Raw genomic sequence first — 22,177 nt, forward strand, 5'->3', positions numbered from 1 at the left:
AGGTATCAGTTGACGGCTAACTGTTAACCGTTAACCGTCAACTCTGTAGATTATTTCTTCTGCTTAACTTTCGTTTCCCATTCAGCGATCGCTTTTTGAGCATCGGCATAAGCTGATGATTTTTCAGGAACTAACTGAGCCGCTTCAACCGCATTACTATATTGTTTTTTCTTAGCACGAGATTGAGCAATTTCCCAAATTTTATTTCCCCATTGATCAATCAATTTTTGAGCTTCTGAATATCCCGGTTGATCCGCCGAAATTTGTTCAACTTTGCTGATCGCATCACTGTAAGATGACGCTTGACCGGGCTTAATTGAACCCTTGGCTTGAGTCAAAATGGCTTGATTTTTTTCTGCGATCGCCAATTGAGCTTGCCACTCTTTGAGCTTTTCTTGTCCCTGTTTATAAACCGTAGGATTAGCATCGGGAATTAATTTCACCGCATCAACAGCACCAGTTAAATTTTGACTTTCAGCACGTCCTTCTGCAATATCGAGAATGGTTTGACTCCATTGTTCAATATTAGCTTGTGCTTGCTGAAACTGAGGATCACCGAGGGGAATTTGTGCAGCTAATGCGATCGCTTTGCTAAAACCAGAAGCAGAAGTATCTTTCAACAGTAGTTTTGATTCCTGCAACAACTCTTGAGGAGTGGGAGGCGTTTCCGGTGTAGTCGGGGTTCCGGTTCCAACCGTTGCTGATGTTGGTTTTGAATTGTTAACAACCGTTGAAGTTCCAGAAGAAGACTTAGCCGTTTTTTCACCTAAAAAGATCGGTTTATTCGTGAGAAAAACACCCAGTAACAATACCAGTGCCGTTGCTCCACTCCAAAGAATTAACCGTTGTAAAAATGAACTATCTGACATAGTATCCTCTGTTGAATTTGCAGGAGGTTGGGGTAAGGTCTGCTGTACAGAAGTTGAAGCCTTGGAGGACAAATCCTCTGCTGAAGTTTTAGGGTGTTCAGCAGGTTCATTCGTCTGAGAACCCAGATCTCCAGTCCCTGGATCAGAGGATGTAGACAATTTCAGAGGATCTTCGGATAAAGGAACAGTACCATTTTGGTAGGGTTCTACAGTCGCCATATTCATTTCCCTCATACCATTAGAAAGGCTAACACTCGCTACCTGACGGCTTTCAGGCAAAAGTACCTGTTGGAGTTTAATTGCTGGATAAACGGCAAAGACAGGTTTTTGTCTCGGTCTTAAATGTTGTTCGGTCAGTTCGGGTAAACGTTCCCCTAAGAAATGGATTAACTGGTCTAATGTCGAACATTCTCCCGTTTTTAATCCTTCTAATAACGTCGCCGTAAAGAACCCTTGTCGCAAAGCCGAAGTTTCCCGTGATAACTGTTCCCGACGACAAGATAAAATTGTAGGAATTTCCTTTTGGCGGGCGAGTTCCACCGTTTGAGTTCCCACACTTTCCCCCGCGTGTGCCCCTTGACTTCGGTTAATATCCAACAATACTAAAATTTTATCCGTTGGAGCCGCCTTGAGAGCGTCATACAACTTTTCAATGGGAATCCCCGTTTTTTCTAGCTGGGCTGGGTTACCATCAATGGGGAGCAAGTAATCTTTTCCCTCTTTACTAAACCCATAGCCACTCCAGAACAACCACAGAACATCCTCATGGCCCAATTGCTCGTTGCAGACGGACTCCACCCAATCTAAAATATTTTCTTGGTTCGGGTAGGTGGACATCCCCGATACCTGGGGTGAGTTATCGGTGAGCAATAAACTCTGATCTTGAGGAAATCCAGCACCATTTACCAAAAATTCATAGATAGCTTCTGCATCCTTTTGGGCATAATTTAAGGGTTGCAGATATTGATATTGATTAATGCCAACAGCAATACAAACGTGATGTTTCATCACCTATGCCCCATAACTTCTTAATAAACCTGCAAAAACGATAACATATTCTTTGAATTGTCAAAATGCCTTGATGCTTGGCGATCGCACTTTTAACCCATTAATTTTTATAACGCAGGCAACGAGGGAGTAAAGTTCAGGCGGCGACTCGCACCCACCGACCGTCAGGAGTCCTGAGTTTTCAGTCTCCAGCCAATTTAGGATTGTTATATTCCATCTTTTAATGTTTGTTAATGTTTGCTATCAATAATTGATCCAGTTGCTCATCACTTTTTCCTATCCCCTATTCCCTATTTTCTTGTCCCCTCTGTTCCCTGTTCCCTGTTCCCTATTCCCTTTTTAATGTTGCTTCTGGTAAAATAAACATCGCATCCCCAAAGGAATAAAATCGATATTGTCGTCCGAAATCATTGGCGGGTTCTTCTAATACCGCTTGATATAAACTCAGTAACCGTTCTCGCCCAATTAAGGCTGAAACCAACATTAATAAACTGGATTTAGGTAAGTGAAAATTCGTAATTAATCCATCAATGACGCGCCATTGATATCCGGGATAAATAAAAATATTCGTTTTTCCGCAATAACTTTTAAGAGCAGATTCTTTCGAGTTTTCTGTTGAGGTTCCCGAGTTGGAAGAATGGGCGATCGCGGCTCCTTCTAAAGCTCGTACCACCGTTGTTCCCACTGCAATAATTCTACCTCCTGAAGCTTTCGTTTTCTCAATTTTCTCAATAGTTTCCGCCGGAACTTCAATCCATTCTCCGTGCATTTGATGTTCAGTAATTTGATTTACTTCCACAGGTCGAAAAGTTCCTACTCCAACGTGTAAGGTTAAAAACGTTTTGTCAATGCCTTGTTGTTCTAAACGTTGAAATAATTCTTCTGTAAAATGTAACCCGGCTGTAGGCGCAGCGACAGCCCCGGAGTGTTTGGCATAAATCGTTTGATATTGTTCCGGTAATGCTTCTGTCTCCGTAACATAGGGCGGAAACGGAATATTTCCAAACTGTTCTAAAAGCGGAATTAAAGACTGTTCTTCGGGAATTTCAAATTTTAATAATCGTCCTCCCGTTTCCTCATCCGTTTCTAAAACAATTGCGCGTAATAGTTTAGGATTGAAATTTGTTGTAGAATCAGAAATAGACTCAAATTCAATCACAGAACCCGATTTAAATCGTTTACCCGGTTTAACTAATGCTAACCAAGTCTGATGGGATTTTTCTTCGAGTAATAACACTTCTACCACCGCCCCACTACTTTTGCGTCCATAAAGACGGGCGGGAAGAACACGGGTATTATTCAGAACTAATAAATCTCCCGGTCGCAGAAATTCAGGTAAATCTTTAAATAGACAATGACGATGAGAGTTTGGAGAATCTACGACTAACAAACGGGAATGATCTCTGGGTACAACAGGATTTTGTGCAATGCGTTCTTCTGGGAGTTGATAATTGTAGCTTTCTAACCAATAATCTAACTGATCCATTCTCTTGAAATGTCCTTCACCAATGAATTACTTTACTCGGCCATCCGATGAGCGGCTGACTAATCTTTAGAGATCCCCCTATCGATCTTAATAGGCTACCGTGTGATCCCCTGGAATTGCTGGGGTTAAATTTGGGTAGAATCCCCCATCCCAAATCGGGTGCTTTTCCCCTATCTTATCATCGTTAATCTTGGCAGTATATAAATATAGGGTTATGCTGCCTACCAACGGAAAGGTCGCATTGTTTTTGGCTTTGTTTTGACCTCAGATTGGGATCAACGAGCCTTACAGCAGAATCAAAAACACCGCCCCTATTACTCTTTGTTGCAGGGTTCCGGGCTGGAGTTAAGCAACAAACAGGCGGGACAATCATGCAGGAGATGACCGATGGAATACCTCTACTACCTTGCCAATACAAGCCTTACGCTGAGAGTGATAGACTTTTTATGCTCAAATCACTCCCTCCCCGTTCAGTTTATTACGGTGATTCACCAAATAGATGGCTGGATTGTGAAAATTAAAATGCGTCAATATCTGACACCACAAGAACACGGGGACTTTAGAGCTTTTATGCACGAGTTGGGTGTTCCCTACGAACCCGATATGCGGATTTTAATGGCCCTTTGGGGCTTAGAAACGGGTCAATCCCCTCTCAGTGTTATGCGCCGTTACCAAGTTGCTGTGGTGTCTCATGGTATTCCTAACCGTGAAGATGTTGAATCTTTTAAAACCCAATTTGTTAGAGGGTTAGGTTATTGTCCTGAAGCATTAGCTTAATGTTAAGAGTTGACAGTTAACGAGATTTAGCTAAAAGCAGATTCAATATAATCTTGTAATAGAAGTCGGTAGCCCTTGAGGAAAAAAGGTTGACCGACTTTTATGCTATCAGGAAAAGGGGGGCTGTCCGCAGAGATTGGGGTAGGGGTTGGATAGCGATCGCAACGCACTAAAGCCACATCAAACCGACAAGGATATTCGATTAAATCCGGGCGATCACTTAAAAATAATTCCGCCGCTTGAATCAATTTTGCTTGTTTACCCGGAGTAATAGCTAAAAGTCCCCCCTCATCCCAATTCCGTTGACTACGGGTTTTAACTTCAACAAAACTCAAAATTGGAACAGTCCCCTGTCCCCGATACAAAGCAATTAAATCAATTTCTCCAAATCGACAATACCATTGATGATGCAAAATTTGCCAACCTTGGCTTTCTAACCAAGAGCCAACCAATTGTTCCCCTAAAGAACCAATCGTTTTAGACATAGATGTCGGTTGCTGGTTATTCGTGAATATTCTATCCCCTTTCTCCGTAAAATATTAAGTTATATGAAGTAAATTTTTGCATCGGGAGAAAATATGAATTTGAGGATTTCCTCACCCCTAAAAACCCTTGGGGCTTTAGTTGTCCTGAGTGTTTGGATGCTTCTGGCCCTGTTGAAAACGCCATCCGCCCTCGCTGAAAATTATGAAAAGCGCACTTTATTAAATGCAGACTTTTCGGGTCAAGTGTTAACAGACTCAGAATTTGACTTTGCAAATTTACGCGGAAGTAACTTTAGCCATGCAGATTTACATGGCGTCAGTTTATTTGGAGCTAAACTCCAAGATGTGAATCTCGAAGGTGCGGATCTGAGAAATTCCACCTTGGATATGGCTCGTTTGAGGCGGACAAACCTCAAAAACGCTATCCTTGAAGGCTCTTATGCCTATAACGCTGAATTTGAAGGGGCAATCATTGAAGGGGCTGATTTTACCGATGTGATGTTAAGCCGGGATGATCAACTTACCCTCTGCAAGGTAGCGACAGGAACCAACCCGGTCACAGGACGCAATACCCGCGATACACTCGATTGTGATTAAACCCGATTGGGCTAAAATCCCTTAAAAAACTGGGTTTCCGGTTTCATCTCCCTGGTCGTCCTCGGACACTGGGGATATTTTTTGCTTTGTCATATTTGATGATAATTTGCAATACTTTTCTATTCCTGAAACCTCAATATTAGGAACTTCCATCATTTATTTTAACGAGCTTTACCCAAAGATTTCAGTAACTGCTGCCCTTCAGCAAGCCGTGATTTGCCATTCAATTCATGGTTTCTCCCTTCTTGGATAAAAAAACGCTTATATTACCATAGTTGTTTTCAAAAAACAATTATTGAGAATAACTAGCATTAACGCTATACTGTCTTCTTGAAAAACTATTGCATTAAAACAGACCCTTTCCAGATCCATGAAAAATATCACTAGACGTGGGTTCCTCACCCTTGGAACAGCCTTGGCTGTAGTTGCAGTTGGAGGACTTACCCCGATGCAACGTAGTCAAGCTAACCCCCAAGTTGTTAATGTTTACTCGGCTCGTCATTACGATAGTGACAATCAGCTTTATCAAAGTTTTACAAACAAAACGGGGATTAAAGTCAATATTGTTGAAGGGAAAGCCGAGGAATTAGTCGAACGAATCAAAAGTGAAGGAGCCAATAGTCCAGCAGATATTTTAATTACTGTTGATGCTGGGAACCTTTGGAGAGCGCAACAACAGGGAATTTTTCAACCTATTTCTTCTGCGATTTTAAATCAAGCCATTCCAGCTAATTTAAGAGAACCTAATGGGAATTGGTTTGGGTTTTCTAAACGGGCGAGAGTCATTGTTTATAATAAAGCTAAAGTCAATCCGGCTCAATTGTCTACCTATGAAGATTTAGCAAATCCTAAATGGAAAGGAAAAATACTGGCTCGTTCTTCTAATAATATTTATAACCAATCTTTAGTGGCTTCAATGGTTGGAGAAAGTGGAACTACCAATGCAGAAAAATGGGTGAAAGGATTTGTGGCTAATTTTGGCAGACCCCCGGAAGGAAATGATGTTTCTCAAATTAAGGCTGTGGCTTCGGGTGTGGGACAGTTAACTTTAGCAAATACCTATTATTTAGCCCGTTTAGCAGGGTCTCAAAAACCTGAAGATAAAGCAATTGCAAGTAAAGTTGGGTTATTTTTTCCCAACCAACGAGCTCAGGGAACCCACACCAATATTAGTGGTGCAGGGGTGATTAAAACGGCTCCTAATAAAGCGGGAGCGATTAAATTTTTAGAGTTTTTAGCAAGTCCAGAAGCTCAAAAGATTTTTGCTCAAAGTGCTTTTGAATATCCAGCCGTTGCGGGTGTTCCTGTCTCTCCAGTTTTAGCCAGTTATGGTACATTTAAAAGTGATCCGATGAATGTTGCAGCCTATGGCAAATTTAATGCAGAGGCGATTCAAATTATGGATCGCGCCGGCTGGAAATAGTGATAAAATGCGAGTTTGACGGACTAAAAAAGGCTTACCTATTTTTGGTTTCGTCGAACTCACGTTAATAACTCATTGAGATGATGAACAGTTTTCTTAGGTTTCTTCGCGATTAAGTGCAACTAAAACCGCTTGTTGACTAACATTTTTATAGACTGTTTGTAAATATTGCATCACAATATCGGTAGCCGATGAAGCAGAACGATTATTAGAATTTACAGCAATAGGTGCTAATGGAATTGTACCTAAAACATCTAGCACGGTTTCACTCCCTGGAGGAGGTGTAATCACAACTAAAGCTGGGTCTAGTTGTTCAGAATAATTCCAAAATTGATTGAGTTTAGGAGAATGGGGGTTAGATTTTATGGTTGTTGTTTCTGTGGTAGAAACGTTAATATCTTCTTCACTTTGAACCCGCAGTTGACGTAACGTTGTAATAATTTGTTCTTGGGTTCTTCCCCGAAGTTGAAATAAAACAAACGGATCTTCACTAAAGCGATCACCCAACATATAATAAACTGCACCAATATGTTTACAGGGATTGGCTTTGTCAGGACAACTACATTCAGAATGAACATTATCCAAGGAAAAGGGAAATAATCTTAACCCATTAGCAGCAAATACATCCTCAATATCCTGTGGCATTTCTCCCGCTAATAATTTAGCACTAAAAATAGCTCGTTGCGATAAAGTTTCAATAATATAATCCCATTCTTCATCACTAAATATATCTAACCACAAGGAAACCGTATAAGGTTCGGGTTGAGTTCCTTGAACTTGGGCTAAAACCTTTTGATCTTTAAAGTCAATGTTTAAAACATTCCCTTGTCTGGCATAATTTCTCGCTCGTTCAAGCCGTTTTTTAAACCGATATTTATCTAATAAATCTAACCATTGTTGTGACCACCATTCTTTGTTTGCGTCTATTGTATAGTCTACCATAAAATTACTCCTTTTATTAACAATTTTTTGAGCTTTCAAACTATTCCTCTTCCTCCTCAATAATTGAGTTTCGATCTAATATTAATAAATTTCTGAGTTGATCGGTATCTAAAGCCGTTAACCAATCTTCTCCTGCACTCACGACTTGTTCGGCTAAGGCTTTTTTACTTTCAATTAAATCATGAATTTTTTCTTCTAATGTTCCGGTACAAACAAATTTATGCACTTGTACATTCCGAGTTTGACCAATTCTAAAAACTCGATCCGTAGCTTGATTTTCGACGGCTGGGTTCCACCATCGGTCAAAATGAAAAACATGATTCGCACGGGTTAAATTTAAACCCACTCCTCCGGCTTTTAAAGATAATATCATAATCGGTGGAGCTTGTGGATCGTTTTGAAACCGATCAATCATTTCTTCCCGTTTATTTTTTGACGTACTCCCATACAAAAATAATATTTCTCGGTGAAAATGATGTTCTAAATAGGGTTGTAATAATTTTCCCCATTCTGCAAATTGAGTAAAAATTAAAGCGCGATCACCTTCTTCTAAAACCTCTTCTAGCATTTCTGTCAACCGTTGTAATTTTCCTGAATATTGGGTTTTAATTAAATCTTGTTTGTCTGATTTTTTACTATTTTTAACTTTAGCTTCAATTAAAACGGGATGATTACAAACCTGTTTCAGCCTCACTAATAATGCTAGAATCATTCCTCGGCGTTGAATTCCTTCCGCATCATCAATTTTTTCTAAAGATTCATCAACAATTTTTTGATATACGGTTGCTTGTTCAGTGGTTAAGGGACAAAAGACAGTATTTTCTTGTTTCTCGGGTAAATCTTGAATAATATCTTTATCGGTTTTTAACCGACGTAAAATAAAAGGTTGAACTAGCGATCGCAATATTTTTAAAGAGTCCGTATCTCCATATTTTTCAATCGGAATCGCAAACCGTCGTTGAAAAAATGTTCGTTGTCCTAAGTACCCTGGATTTAAAAAATCCATAATTGACCACAATTCTGATAAGCGATTTTCCACCGGAGTTCCCGTTAAAGCAATTTTAAAGGATGCGTTAATATTTCTAACAGTTTTAGATTGTTTTGCATCAGAATTTTTAATATTTTGGGCTTCATCTAATACCAGTCCTTGCCAAGTTACCCCCTGCAATTCCTTTTCATCTCTAAAGGTTAGAGGATAGCTGGTAATCACTAAATTTTTATCTTGAATTATTTTAGCAAAATTTTTGCCTTTTGCACGTTTATCGCCATGATGTACCATCACTTTTAAATTCGGACTAAAGCGTTTAACTTCCCGTTCCCAATTGCCTAAAACCGATGTTGGACAAACTAATAATACGGGATTTTCTAAACTATTTTGTTCTTTTAAATGCAGTAAAAATGCAATAAATTCTATTGTTTTTCCTAATCCCATATCATCCGCTAAACACGCACCTAACCCCCATTGTTCAAGGAAGGATAACCAACCTGCACCCCTGGCTTGATAAGGTCGTAATTCCCCTTTAAAATTCTGGGGGTTTGGAATGGGTTCTAAACTCCGATTATTGGTTAAAGTATTTAATAATTCCTGTAATTTTCCTCCTGCTTCAAAGTTAACAACAGGTAATTTCTCAATCATTTGAGTATCTCCCGTTGATAACCGTAACGCATCTTCTAAGGAGAGAGTCATTTCATCTTTGCGTTGACTAAAAAATGTTTTTGCAGCTTTAATATCCGAGGGTCGTAACTCAACCCATTCTCCATTAATTTCTACTAACGGACTTTCTTTAGAAACTAAGCGATCAAATTCCGCCTTCGTCATCGTTTGTCCACCAATGGATAATTGCCATTTAAAGCTTAATAAACTTTTTAATCCTAACCGTTCATTTGTTTTTAATTTAGGCGTTTCTGCTTTAATACTTAATCCCAATCGACTCGCCCACCCGTCTCGATTTGCTAAACTAGGCGGTAAAATTACTCCTAATCCACTATCGGTAAAACGCCAAGCATAACTTTTCAAAAATTCATAAGCTTGTAAGGGATTTAAACTACAGCTTTGGGGACGAGCTTGTTGTAAACTGGATTCAATAACAGGATATAATTTAGAAGCCAAACCCAAGCCTTTTAACAACGTTTCCTGGGGATGTTTAATTGTTCTCCCTCGATAGGGAAAGGACTCAACTGAATGACTCCAAATAATATGAGTATTGATAATAAATTCAGGATCATCAATAGCTTGTAGACAATATTCTAACTGCCAATTAGGATCATCTTCTGTGGGAGGATGTAACTGAAAAGCTGTTGAAAATAGATTTTGTTCCGATAAAGAATATTGTAGCGGAGAAGTCCAATTTTTTAAGGCTATTTCTAAGGATTCTATTTCTGTTAATTCTCCCTGAATCGTATTTTCTTCTTTCCCTAATCCTTGTAACCAAGCTTGCAGAGTTGAGGGTAATAAAACTGTATTAGCACTAGCTTTTGTTTCGACTTCTTCAGCAACAGTTCTCACTTGTGCATCAATGATTGTTCCTAGAAAATCAATGATAATATTTTGAGCAGATAAGGGTAAATCAATAGCTATAAAATTACTTTCTATTAACTCTTGATACATTCGGCAAACCGTTGGCATTTGTTTAGAAAATCTTAATAATCGAGCTTGATCAATGGCACTATCGAAAAGCGGTTGCCATTGTGCAATAATCGTTTTATCAGATTGTTGAATTAATTGGGGTAAAAATTTAGATCTAGCCAATAAATCCAAACTCCAACGAGCAAGATGTGACCAAAATCGTAAATCTTCCCCTAAGTTAGATTCTGATGTTGTTACGGTACTTAAAGGCAGAGATTGTAAAAATTGAAAGGCTTGTTTAGGATTAAGAGAAATCCCATTAATTTGCCAAGGATAGAGATGAGATTGAGGACTATTCGTTGCAGTAGAATAAATTGGAGTGAGTTCTCCAACTGTTTCAGAAATATCTGTTGGGAGTGCTAGAATTTTCGGGGATAGAAGATTAGGGAGAGTCGTTGATAACCCAATATTTTGTAAAATAGGTTGAGTTAAGAGTTCTGTATCGTTTAACGCAAAGGGATAAGGAAGAATGGGTGCTGAAGCAAGGGACTCCGACGTAACTCGTCGCCAGGTTTCTCCCCAAAGGAAGAAAGACCGACTCGGCGTAATGCACCAACTTCCATGTAGAATTGCCATCTCGTCAACCTGCAACTGTTCTGTATTAATTATATTGTGTCTTGATTCATTCAATACCTTCGCCAATTTTAGGAAGGAGTAGAATAAAGTTGAGGTTTTGCTTGACAACAACTCTACTACAGAAAGCCCTCTCTACATTTTGGCGAAGGTATTGTTCAAGAAACCAGGTTTCTAGGGTTTCTATCTCAAAAATTGGGATTTTTGAAAAAATTAACTGACTTTAGAGGGTTGTTGTTTCTGACTAAAAAAGGCTTCCAAAATTTGTTCAGAAATTTGAGAACTGGTTAAGCCTAAATCAGCAAAAGATTCATTAGGTTCAGCATGATCGACTAAAATATCAGGAACCCCGAAACGTTTCACAGGAACCACAACATTATTGTCTAATAAAGCTTCAGCAACAGCCGAACCAAAACCGCCCATTAAACAGCCTTCTTCTATCGTGACAACTTTACCCATTTGTTGAGCTAAAGGCGCAATTAATTCGATATCTAAAGGTTTAACAAAACGGGGATTAATTACGGTGGCTTCAATGCCATGTTCACTGAGAATTTCAGCGACTTGCATTGACATATTTACCATACTGCCATAACCCATTAATAGCAGATCATCGCCATTGCGGAGAATCTCTCCTTTGCCGATGGGTAAAGGTTCCCAGCCTTCTTCCATTAACGGAACACCTAACCCTGATCCACGCGGATAACGCATCGCAGTGGGGCCATCTGTATGCTCAATTCCAGTTACTAACATCCGTTGTAATTCGGCTTCATCTTTAGGCGCCATAATCACAATATTGGGCAAACACCGCAGATAAGCAATATCATACATTCCTTGGTGAGTTGGGCCGTCTGCACCCACAATTCCGGCTCGATCCATACAGAAGAAAACCGGGAGCTTTTGAATACAAATATCATGGACAATTTGATCATAAGCTCGTTGCAAGAAGGTGGAATAAATTGCCACAACCGGACGCATTCCTTCTGCTGCTAAACCCGCCGCCATTGTAACCGCGTGTTGTTCCGCAATACCGACATCAATATATTGTTTGGGCAGTTTTTTCTGGAGAATATCTAACCCAGTTCCCGTTGCCATTGCCGCCGTAATCCCGACAATTCGAGGATCATTTTCTCCCAATTTAACTAAGGTTTCTCCAAATACTTTAGAGTAACTCGGAGGTTTAGGTTTACTGGCGGGAATCGCTTTTCCCGTGGCTAAATTAAAGGGATTTTGAGCATGATAACCGACTTGATCTTTTTCTGCGATCGCATAGCCTTTTCCTTTCACCGTTGCGACGTGAACCAACACAGGCCCCGGTATTTTATGCGCTTGTTGAAACGTATTAATTAATTCTTGTAAATCATGACCATCTACAGGCCCAACATAAGTAAAACCTAATTCTTCAAACACCGCCCCAACTTTAGGAACCGCAAGACGTTTCATCCCTTCTTTCATTCGTTCCATTTCGGGAGTAAAAGCTTCTCCGACGAAGGGTAAATGTTTAAATTGTTCTTCTAAATTATCCGTAAGGAACTGAACTGGATCACTCAGTCGCATTTTATTCAAATAACGAGAAATTGCCCCCACATTGGGCGAAATTGACATCTCGTTATCATTGAGAACCACCATTAAATTAGTATGAGGTAAATGTCCGGCGTGGTTAATGGCTTCTAATGCCATTCCTCCCGTTAAAGCCCCATCTCCAATAATGGCAACGACTTTAAAGTTTTCCCCTTTCATATCCCGTGCTAAAGCCATTCCCAACCCAGCAGAAATACTGGTAGAAGCGTGTCCCGCACCAAAATGATCAAATTTGCTTTCACAGCGTTTTAAATAGCCTGCAACGCCGTCTTTTTGCCTTAGCGTGTGAAAATTTTGATAACGTCCGGTGATTAATTTATGAGGATAGGCTTGGTGTCCCACATCCCAAAGAACTTTATCTCGATCAAGATCCAGGGTTTGATACAATCCTAACGTCAGTTCCACCACACCCAACCCTGGCCCTAAATGTCCTCCAGTCGCGGCAACGGTTTCTAAGTGTTTCTCGCGGATCTGGCGGGCAATTTGTTCGAGTTGATGGATCGACAAACCATGTAGTTGATTTGGATGAGTAATTTCGCTTAGGTGCATATTTGTTAAATACCTTCAAGTCACCATGAAGTTAACGTTTCGGGAAAATGGCCCAATTTTCCAGGCATTAGGCCGAATTATCAACATCAATGTCATGGTAGCAGGGAAGAGGGTGATGGGGTATTGACAGTTAACGGTTGACTGTTAATCAGCTTAAAATGACGAGTTAGGTTGGGTAAGGAATTCTAGTTCACTAGGAGTGCTAGGACGGCTTAAAATCACGTTACGATGGGGAAAGCGTCCGAATTTTTGAATAATATTAAAGTGAGCGATCGCATAATCAAACATGGATGCAGTATTAGGATCACCTTTTAAAGTTTCAAATAATTCTACACAACGAGTTTGATCGGGTAAATTTTCACTATGTTCAAAAGGAAGATAAATAAAAGCCCGTTGTACCCTGATCATCTGTTGATCATATCTTTGATCAAGGGCATACTTCGCGATGGTTAATGCTTTTTCATCGGTGGCAAAGGCTTGGGGTGTTCCGCGAAATAAATTGCGAGGAAATTGATCTAAAGTAATAATTAACGCTAAACAACTTAACGGTGAATTTTGCCAAATATCAAGTTGGTTTGTCGCTGCGAGTTCATAGGTTGTCAGAAAACGAGTCCTGATTTCTTCATCAAAAGTAGGATTTGTCATAAACCAAGCAGGTTTAGGTTTTCCATAGTTGGGGTCATGGGGATGACCAAACCAGAAGCTTAAAATTTCTTCAAATTTCTCCATAATTGTTTTCAATCCCTAGCAATTTATTGTAATAATATTAAGCTTCTCTAACCTAGTATGGGAAAAAATTACCTTAGCCAATATACTCTAATACGATTTTTAACCCAACTCAACTTTAACTATCCTGCCAATCTTCAATCTTTAAACCATCTATGCAAAGAATTACTATCAAGTAAAAACTGAAACACAATTAATATCTCTAAACTTTTATGTTTCAATTCAGGAGGCATCTGAATCTGTAAAATTCCATCCTCCCCAACCACTGTTTTTAACTGTATCGTTTGCATTTGCATTTTCTCTCGAATTAACATAACTCAAATTCCTCCCTTTTTTGACCCATCATAGACGAAAAATCCCTAACTGTAGGATGCCTCAGCAACGCACCAGCCAACATCCAACACCCAATACCCGACAATATGCAAAAATGATAAAGAAACAAGAAAACGTATCCGGCACGAAGTATGGCTGTGGAGTCCCGATATAATCCTGCATCCCTCGAACAAAAGTGGCAACAAACCTGGGCACAACAGGGGTTGTACAAAACCCCAACCGACAAAGACAAGCCCAAATTTTATGCACTCTCCATGTTCCCCTATCCGTCGGGGAGTCTACACATGGGTCACGTTCGCAACTACACTATTACTGACGTGATCGCCCGACTCAAACGGATGCAAGGCTATCGTGTCTTACATCCGATGGGGTGGGATGCCTTCGGACTACCTGCCGAAAATGCTGCCATTGACCGAGGAGTTCCTCCGGCGGAATGGACATATCAAAATATTGCCCAAATGCGAGAACAATTGCAAAAATTAGGGTTCTCGATTGATTGGGAAAAAGAAGTAACCACCTGTTCCCCGGAATATTACCGTTGGACACAGTGGATTTTCTTACAATTTTATAAGTGCGGACTGGCTTATCAAAAAGAAGCAGCAGTTAATTGGGATCCCATTGATCAAACGGTACTTGCTAATGAACAAGTTGATAATGAAGGACGTTCTTGGCGGTCTGGGGCAATTGTTGAACAGAAATTATTGCGGCAATGGTTCTTAAAAATTACCGATTATGCTAACGAATTACTCAACGATTTAGAACATTTAAACGGATGGCCAGAACGGGTTAAATTAATGCAAGCCAACTGGATCGGACAATCTATTGGCGCACAGTTAGAATTTCCGATTATTGGGTTAAATGAAAACATTGCTGTTTTTACCACTCGTCCTGATACGGTTTACGGGGTTTCCTATGTGGTATTAGCCCCAGAACATCCCTTAGTTTCTCAAGTTACAACCCCTGAACAAAAAGCAACGGTAGAAGCATTTATTCAAGAGGTTAAAAATCAAAGTAACACGGATCGCACCTCTGACGATAAACCCAAACGAGGTGTTCCTACAGGTGGAAAAGCCATTAATCCCTTTAATGAGGAAGAAATTCCGATTTGGATTGCGGATTATGTTTTATATGAATATGGAACAGGCGCGGTCATGGGGGTTCCCGCCCATGATACCCGTGATTTTCAATTCGCCACTCAATATGATTTACCCATCAAACAGGTGATTGTTCCTGATGATGCGGATAATGATAATGAGGAAAATGATCGAGTTAAAATGGCTTATACCGGAACGGGAATTTTAGTCGAATCCTGTAATTTTAGTGGAGAACATTCTGAACACGCTAAACAAGCCATTATTAACTATGCAGAAGATGAAGGATATGGCAAAGGAATTATTCAATATCGCTTAAGAGATTGGTTGATTTCTCGTCAACGATATTGGGGTACACCGATTCCGATTATTCATTGTCCGAAGTGTGGAGCGGTGGCTGTTCCTGATGAAGATTTACCTGTAAAATTGCCTGAACAGGTTAAATTTAGTGGTCGGGGGCCGTCTCCTTTAGCGCAATTAGAAGATTGGGTTAATGTTACTTGTCCGAACTGTGGAACTCCTGCTAAACGGGAAACCGATACGATGGATACGTTTATTGATTCCTCATGGTATTTCTTGCGTTATCCTGATGCTAACAATGATCAACAAGTGTTCGATCCAGCGATTACAAATGATTGGATGAGTGTTGATCAATATGTGGGCGGAATTGAACACGCGATTTTACATTTATTATATTCTCGATTCTTTACAAAAGTATTGCGCGATCGCGGATTATTACATTGTAAAGAACCCTTTGAACGGTTATTAACTCAAGGGATGGTGCAGGGAATTACCTATAAAAATCGTAATACTGGAAAGTATTTTTCACCTTCACAAGTGAGTCCTAGTAATCCCCAAGATCCTGAAACCGGAGAAAAGTTAGAAGTCTTCTTTGAGAAGATGTCTAAATCGAAATATAATGGCGTTGATCCGTTGGAAGTCATGGGTAAATATGGGGCTGATACCGCCCGGATGTTTATTTTATTTAAAGCTCCTCCTGAGAAGGATTTAGAATGGGATGATGCTGATGTTGAAGGACAATTTCGCTTTTTAAATCGGGTGTGGCGAATTGTGACTGAATTTGCTGAAGTTGAAACTTCTAAACCTAAGAATCGGGAATTAAGTAAAGTCGAAAAAGACTTAAAACGGGCGATTCATACTGCAATTAAAGAAGTCAGCGAGGATTTAGACGGAGACTATCAATTTAATACGGCGGTTTCAGAATTAATGAAACTTAGTAATGCCTTATCTGAAGCCGATTGTAAAGCGTCTCCTACCTATTTAGAAGGAATTGAAACGCTGTTGAAATTATTAGCACCGTTTGCCCCCCATATTGCCGAAGAATTATGGCAACTGATTGGTAAAACAGGTTCAATTCATACTCAAACTTGGCCTCAGTATGACCCAGAAGCGTTAGTGGTTGATGAAATTACCTTAGTGATTCAAATTAATGGTAAAACACGCGGTACGCTTCAAGTCCCAGCAGCAGCTAATCACCAAACTTTAGAAGAATATGCCCGAAATTCTGAAGTCAGTCAACGTCATATCGGCGACAAAACCATTAAAAAAGTGATTGTTGTCCCTGGGAAATTAGTGAATTTTGTTGTTGCTTAACCCAGAAACTTAATCGATTATCTTAATTTTCCTCCAAACTTTTCCGGTTTGGGGGTTTTTTATTGGGAATAAATTAAATAAGGTCATAGGCATTTAAACCGCATCTTGAAATATGATCAAACTCCAACCCAAATTCTGTTCTGTTCCCTCTTTCCTTTTCCTTGTTCCTTTAAGCAAATTCGGCGTAACCGCTTATCAGATATTGAGTTTTAGCGCTGGTATCAAGGGGACACTTCTTGAATTGACCCTTTAATTAAAAACTGGTGTCAAGATTGTTAATCATGAGTTGGATCTCAGCGAGGCTCACACCTAAATTCTTAATTTGATATCATAGAAAGTGTGTAGGGCTATCCCTGAAAGGGTAAAGAAGTCTCTGGTTGTGTTTAGACTTCTTTATTATCAATGGATGAGTTCATCAAGCTCAAAACCTAAATCCTAATCCTGAGTCGAGCTTGTTGATTTTAATAGAGTTTCATGATTTTCCAACATCTAATAGAGCTTAATCAATCAAGAGGAAGTTTCATGTTTAATAATATTAAGCGTTTTTATGAACAAGGCTTAAAAAAAGCACGCCAAGGCAATTATCGGGGTGCTTTGAAAGATTTTGATCAAGTGATTCAATTAAACCCAAATTATGCCAACGCTTATAATAATAGGGGTCTAGTTTACTATTATTTGAAAGAGTATCAACAAGCCGTTAATGATTTAACAAAAGCTTTAGAAATAGAACCAAAATTACCTGATGCTTATCTAAATCGGGGGAATGCTTGGAGACATTTAGGAAAATATGATAAAGCAATTCAGGACTTTAAGGTGGCTCTAAATTTTAATCCCAAAAGTGATGCAGTTTATAATAATTTGGGATTAGCGATCGCCCAATCAGGAAGTTATCAAGATGCTATTAATCATTACAATCAAGCCATTAGTCTAAATCCCAACAATCATAAAACCTATTACAATCGAGGTCGAGCCTTTTATTTATTAGGAAATAAAGAAAAAGCAGTGGAGGATTTTAATAAAGCAACGGAATTAGAATTTAATTATATTAAAGCTTATATTAATCGAGGATTGTGTCATCATCAATTAGGAAATCATGAGCGAGCTATTCGAGATTATAACCGGGCTTTACAAATAGATGCCTATAATGTTTATGCCTATTATAACCGAGGTTGTGTTTATCATAGTTTAAAAGAATATCAATCAGCAATTGCTGATTTTGATCAAGTTCTCAATATTGATCCTAATTTTATTAAAGCTTATTTAAACAGAGGATTAGCTCGTTATAAATTGGGGGATGAATCCGGTGCAAATAAAGATTTTTATCATGTCATGTGCGTGAACTCAGATACCTATATTCATTATCAAGCTCAACGGGGAATTTCCGATCACGCTCCCTATTCTAAAAATGCTCCTAAAATTGACGTTCAACAAGGAGGAGAATATTTTTATACAACTTTTCTCAATGGTTTATGGGATACGGAAGACCTAGAACAACGGGAGTCAACGATCTGTGAAGCGGAATTTATAAATGAATAAAAATAGGGGTGAAATGGGATGATTCTGGCGCTGGGATAGCCACACTTTAATTGGGTTTAAAAAAATAACATATTTAAACTAATTAATAAAAGAAATAAAGCAAACGCTGTTCGTAGTTTTTCCCCTGAAATAACATGGGATAGCGTTGTTCCCCAAAAAGCTCCTAAAATAGTAAAGGGAGCAATTAATAATAAAGCCGGCCAATAAATATATCCTGTAAATCCAGGAAGAGAAGCACCCCCCTGAGAAGATAACAGAAATGCAAGGGTTCCTAAAATCGAAATCGGTAAACTAAAAGATGATGATGTACCCACCACTTCATACATCGGTAATCCACAATAAATCAAAAAGGGAACACTAATTGCACCGCCTCCCACCCCTAAAAGTCCCGACTTAAACCCAATTCCCAAACCTACCACATTAATAATTGCTAATCTTGGTAAGGTTTCCGGCTGGGGTTGAGGTTTAAAATCCAACAATAGCTTTATAGAAATCAACAATAAAAATAATCCAAAAATAATTTTTAGCCAAGCACTCGATAAAGTATTATCTAAGGCTGCACCTAATAAAACACCCAATAAAATACCCGGAACAATTTTCCAAAACACTCCCCATTGCACATCTCCTTTAGAATGATGGGCTAAAATAGAAGAAGTTGCTGTACAAACCATAACACTCATCGAAGTTGCGATCGCAACGTGCATCACCAAACTGGGCGGAAACCCCATTAAATTAAAAATATAAAATAACCCTGGAACAACCAACATCCCTCCCCCAATTCCCAATAATCCTGCTGCGGTTCCAGCCGTTAGTCCCAGTGCTACTAATAAAACCCAAGGTAGAATTCCCATCATAACAATCCTCAAAAGAAGTTTTAAGCTGTACGTTTTGCACTCAACTTTTAAGGGTGAACTTTATTGTCTCATAATTTTTCCCCCTCAGTTCTGAGTTCCCCCTCTGTCAAGCTCTTCCCAATTGAGATTAGCCGATGAACACTACGCTGTAAAATAGTGCAAAGTGCAAATTGGTAACAGCAACGACCCCTGGCCCAGCGTGAGAGGGGATAGGTATGTTTGACTATTTTTGTCAATTGCACGTTAAAAAAACCTGAAGTGATGTATTAGTCACATTTTGTTAGTTAAGAGCTTCGGTATTCTAAGGGAGAAGAAACGAATGTATCGTCCAAGTGGAACTGGTGTTGCAACAAAGACAGGAGCCAATAGCCGCGTCTTTATCTTTGAAGTCGAGGGAATGCGACAAGGGGAGAATACAGACAAACTCAACTTTCCAATTCGTCGCAGTGGTGCAGTTTACCTGACTGTACCCTATGACCGCATGAATCAAGAAATGCGTCGCATTTCCCGGATGGGAGGAAAAATTGTCAGTATTCGCCCTGCAGGTGAACCTCATGCTGCAACGACCGTGGCTCCCGTAAATGGACAACAGAGCCAACCATCTGAAGAAAAAACTAAGCCCATGACTCACGCCAAGGCTAAAACAGATATTCCTATTAATATCTACCGTCCGAACAAGCCCTATATGGGGCAATGTATCGAGAACTATGAACTGGTGGGTGAAGGAGGTTTAGGTACAGTCCGTCACCTCACCTTTGACATCTCCGGCGGAGATTTACGTTATCTCGAAGGTCAAAGTATTGGGATTATTCCCCCTGGAAACGATAACAAAGGTAAACCCCACAAGTTAAGGCTGTATTCAATTGCCTCCACTCGTCATGGTGACAAACTGGATGATAAAACCGTTTCCTTGTGTGTTCGTCAACTGGAATATAAACATCCTGAAACCGGGGAAACCGTCTATGGGGTTTGTTCGACTTATCTGTGTAATTTAGAAGTGGGGGCGGATGTTGCCATTACTGGGCCAGTGGGTAAGGAAATGTTATTACCCGATGACGAAGAAGCCACTGTGGTGATGATGGCAACGGGTACAGGAATTGCACCATTCCGAGCTTTCCTGTGGCGGATGTTCAAAGAACAACATCAAGATTATAAATTCCGAGGGTTAGCTTGGTTATTCTTTGGAATTCCCTACACTGCCAATATTCTGTATAAAGAAGAGTTGGAACAATTACAACGGGAATTTCCTGATAACTTCCGCTTAACTTATGCCATCAGTCGTGAACAACAAAATCCCCAAGGTGGCAGAATGTACATTCAAGATCGGATTAAAGAAAACGCCGATGAATTGTGGCAGTTAGTTCAGAAAGAAAATACCCATACCTATATTTGTGGTCTTAAAGGTATGGAAGGTGGTATTGACGAAGGAATGTCTGCGGCTGCGGGTAAATTTGATGTCAACTGGAGTGACTATCAAAAACAACTCAAAAAAGCAGAGCGTTGGCACGTTGAAACTTACTAAATCAGTTTATAGATTTCATCAGATGTCTGCATAAATCAACACTGATTCAGTAACGTTCTCAAGAAGTCTCGTTCTAATCGATTGAAGTGCGAGGGATTATTTTATTCCTCGCTTTTATTATTTGGAAACCAGAGAATAAAGTAATCGCTTATGACCCCAAAATCAGGACTTGAAATGTACCAACAACGGCTTTTTGCTTTGCATACAAGCCAAATTTATACTCGTTTATCAGGAGAGATTTATCAACCCACTTATCAAGATTGGCTGAATATATTAAAGCAGGAAGTTAATTTAATTAAAACGGAAAGTTCTGAAAATATAGGTTTATCTCGCCTTAATATTTTATTAGGAGATTCCTTAAGTATGTGGTTTCCTAATCCTTTATTACCATCAGGAAGATTATGGTTAAATCAAGGAATTTCAGGGGATACAACAAGCAGAATTTGGCAACGTTTAGATATTTTTGATCAAATTCAGCCCGATGCAATTTATATTTTGGCGGGAATTAATGATTTAAAAAATAAGGTTTCTGTGAAAGAAATATTAGGAAATTATCAAAAAATTTTAGATTATCTACAACAAAAATATCCTGAGACGCAAATTTTAGTTCAATCTATTTTTCCAACAAAATTACCCACAGAAGCCCTAACATTTTCGATTCCTAATCTTTTAATTCGAGAACTGAATCAAAATCTTGCTCAACAGGTTAAAAATCGAGGGCTCATCTATTTAGATTTTCATCAACGATTCACCGATAATCAGGGAAATATCCGCCCTGAGTTAACCACCGATGGCTTACACCTCAGCCTAGAAGGTTACAAAGTTTGGCAATTTGCCCTTAAACAAACAGAGTCTCGCCTGACTAAAAATCGAGATAATAACTATCAAAACTGGTTAAAAAAATCATCAGAATTCCCCTTAGATGGAAAATCTTACCTCTGGGTTTCTTATCCTGTTCAACCCGGAGATACCCTACAAAAAATTACCCTCAACACATTAGGGCGAGACGATTTTGACTATTGCGATTTAATCGCCATCCGAAACAACCTCACATCTGAGGTTCTCTCGATTGATGATGTGATTGAAATCCCGCAATTGATCTGAATTGGGGATTGAGGAGAAAGATCCCCTTTTTCTTCGCCCCATACCCCATATTAGGCTTCGTCCCCTGTCTGCTGTTAGTTTTCCCGGTGGATAACCAAACTGGACTAGAGAGTTTGCCGAGAAATGTATTTTTCTAGGTCTGCCTGAGTTTGCTGGAGCATTTGCTCGCGAGAATCACGCGCTTGAGTCAGGTTGGGAACTAAGTTACGAGCTTGTAACGTCATGTGCAGTTGTAGATCTGCTACATAGGCACTAACGCCTTGATGATTAGAAGTTGTTGAGTATCCCATCTCTAACTTCACAGGTTTTTCTCCCTTCATTAGAACAGTGTTTTGTCGTCATTGGTAAGGTATCACGGTTTTTGTACGACTGAATCATCTTGTAACGAAGTTTAATCGTTTAGGGGATGATCTTTACAGTTCGTTACAAATCAAGGAAGATAACATACACCCCAAAGTCTAACCCTCAGTAATTTCAGCGTTGA

Annotated in this window: 17 protein-coding genes; 7 read left to right on the forward strand and 10 right to left on the reverse strand. The window is 39.5% G+C overall.

Annotation, left to right across the window (positions count from 1 at the left end):
* Positions 1-50 precede the first annotated feature (50 nt).
* On the reverse strand, positions 51-1,877 hold the full coding sequence (locus NMK36_RS27825; protein WP_254175114.1) for a caspase family protein: 1,827 nt from the start codon (positions 1,875-1,877) through the stop codon (positions 51-53).
* Positions 1,878-2,205: 328 nt separating this feature from the next.
* Entirely contained in the window at positions 2,206-3,363 is a 1,158-nt protein-coding gene (gene queA / locus NMK36_RS27830; protein WP_072717548.1) for a tRNA preQ1(34) S-adenosylmethionine ribosyltransferase-isomerase QueA, read from the reverse strand.
* A gap of 387 nt (positions 3,364-3,750) precedes the next feature.
* On the opposite strand from queA, the gene NMK36_RS27835 reads away from it, so the two are divergent.
* Positions 3,751-4,140, forward strand: a complete 390-nt coding sequence (locus NMK36_RS27835) for a hypothetical protein (RefSeq protein WP_072717547.1) — start codon at positions 3,751-3,753, stop codon at positions 4,138-4,140.
* 26 nt (positions 4,141-4,166) lie between these two features.
* Here the strand turns inward: NMK36_RS27835 and NMK36_RS27840 are convergent, their stop codons facing one another.
* Positions 4,167-4,625: a YraN family protein gene (locus NMK36_RS27840; RefSeq protein WP_254175115.1), complete on the reverse strand. Its 459-nt coding sequence runs from the start codon at positions 4,623-4,625 to the stop codon at positions 4,167-4,169.
* A gap of 156 nt (positions 4,626-4,781) precedes the next feature.
* Between NMK36_RS27840 and NMK36_RS27845 the strand changes: the two genes are divergently transcribed.
* Positions 4,782-5,222: a pentapeptide repeat-containing protein gene (locus NMK36_RS27845; RefSeq protein ID WP_072718641.1), complete on the forward strand. Its 441-nt coding sequence runs from the start codon at positions 4,782-4,784 to the stop codon at positions 5,220-5,222.
* Between the two features lie 370 nt (positions 5,223-5,592).
* The gene (locus NMK36_RS27850; protein WP_072717545.1) at positions 5,593-6,645 is read left to right on the forward strand and encodes a Fe(3+) ABC transporter substrate-binding protein; all 1,053 of its coding nucleotides are present in this window, start codon (positions 5,593-5,595) and stop codon (positions 6,643-6,645) included.
* 96 nt (positions 6,646-6,741) lie between these two features.
* On the opposite strand, the gene NMK36_RS27855 is transcribed toward NMK36_RS27850, so the two are convergent.
* The 5 genes from NMK36_RS27855 to NMK36_RS27875 all read right to left on the reverse strand — a co-directional run bounded on the left by NMK36_RS27855 (position 6,742) and on the right by NMK36_RS27875 (position 13,953).
* The gene (locus NMK36_RS27855; RefSeq protein WP_072718640.1) at positions 6,742-7,587 is read right to left on the reverse strand and encodes an SWIM zinc finger family protein; all 846 of its coding nucleotides are present in this window, start codon (positions 7,585-7,587) and stop codon (positions 6,742-6,744) included.
* A 40-nt stretch (positions 7,588-7,627) separates the two neighbouring features.
* Positions 7,628-10,789: a DEAD/DEAH box helicase gene (locus NMK36_RS27860; protein ID WP_254175116.1), complete on the reverse strand. Its 3,162-nt coding sequence runs from the start codon at positions 10,787-10,789 to the stop codon at positions 7,628-7,630.
* 210 nt (positions 10,790-10,999) lie between these two features.
* Complete coding sequence (gene dxs / locus NMK36_RS27865) at positions 11,000-12,913, reverse strand: 1-deoxy-D-xylulose-5-phosphate synthase (protein WP_072717542.1); 1,914 nt, start codon at positions 12,911-12,913, stop codon at positions 11,000-11,002.
* A 153-nt stretch (positions 12,914-13,066) separates the two neighbouring features.
* Positions 13,067-13,642: a DUF924 family protein gene (locus NMK36_RS27870; RefSeq protein ID WP_254175117.1), complete on the reverse strand. Its 576-nt coding sequence runs from the start codon at positions 13,640-13,642 to the stop codon at positions 13,067-13,069.
* 134 nt (positions 13,643-13,776) lie between these two features.
* Positions 13,777-13,953: a hypothetical protein gene (locus NMK36_RS27875; protein WP_254175118.1), complete on the reverse strand. Its 177-nt coding sequence runs from the start codon at positions 13,951-13,953 to the stop codon at positions 13,777-13,779.
* Between the two features lie 156 nt (positions 13,954-14,109).
* On the opposite strand from NMK36_RS27875, the gene leuS reads away from it, so the two are divergent.
* Together leuS and NMK36_RS27885 are read left to right on the forward strand one after the other, a co-directional pair.
* On the forward strand, positions 14,110-16,677 hold the full coding sequence (gene leuS / locus NMK36_RS27880; RefSeq protein WP_072718639.1) for a leucine--tRNA ligase: 2,568 nt from the start codon (positions 14,110-14,112) through the stop codon (positions 16,675-16,677).
* 522 nt (positions 16,678-17,199) lie between these two features.
* Positions 17,200-18,213 carry a tetratricopeptide repeat protein gene (locus tag NMK36_RS27885; RefSeq protein WP_072717538.1) on the forward strand — a complete coding sequence of 338 codons (1,014 nt, stop codon included), beginning with the start codon at positions 17,200-17,202 and terminating at the stop codon, positions 18,211-18,213.
* Between the two features lie 56 nt (positions 18,214-18,269).
* On the opposite strand, the gene NMK36_RS27890 is transcribed toward NMK36_RS27885, so the two are convergent.
* A complete protein-coding gene (locus tag NMK36_RS27890; RefSeq protein WP_254175119.1) occupies positions 18,270-19,067 on the reverse strand; it encodes a sulfite exporter TauE/SafE family protein in 798 nt (265 codons plus the stop codon).
* A gap of 319 nt (positions 19,068-19,386) precedes the next feature.
* Here NMK36_RS27890 and petH point away from each other — a divergent pair, with 319 nt between their 5' ends.
* A complete protein-coding gene (gene petH / locus NMK36_RS27895) occupies positions 19,387-20,589 on the forward strand; it encodes a ferredoxin--NADP reductase (RefSeq protein ID WP_072717535.1) in 1,203 nt (400 codons plus the stop codon).
* A gap of 150 nt (positions 20,590-20,739) precedes the next feature.
* Complete coding sequence (locus NMK36_RS27900) at positions 20,740-21,693, forward strand: GDSL-type esterase/lipase family protein (RefSeq protein WP_072717533.1); 954 nt, start codon at positions 20,740-20,742, stop codon at positions 21,691-21,693.
* A 104-nt stretch (positions 21,694-21,797) separates the two neighbouring features.
* Here the strand turns inward: NMK36_RS27900 and NMK36_RS27905 are convergent, their stop codons facing one another.
* The gene (locus NMK36_RS27905) at positions 21,798-21,983 is read right to left on the reverse strand and encodes a hypothetical protein (RefSeq protein ID WP_072718638.1); all 186 of its coding nucleotides are present in this window, start codon (positions 21,981-21,983) and stop codon (positions 21,798-21,800) included.
* Positions 21,984-22,177: the final 194 nt, after the last annotated feature.

Origin of the sequence: Planktothrix pseudagardhii, from assembly GCF_904830925.1 — a bacterium.
In the GTDB taxonomy this organism is placed as follows: domain Bacteria; phylum Cyanobacteriota; class Cyanobacteriia; order Cyanobacteriales; family Microcoleaceae; genus Planktothrix; species Planktothrix tepida.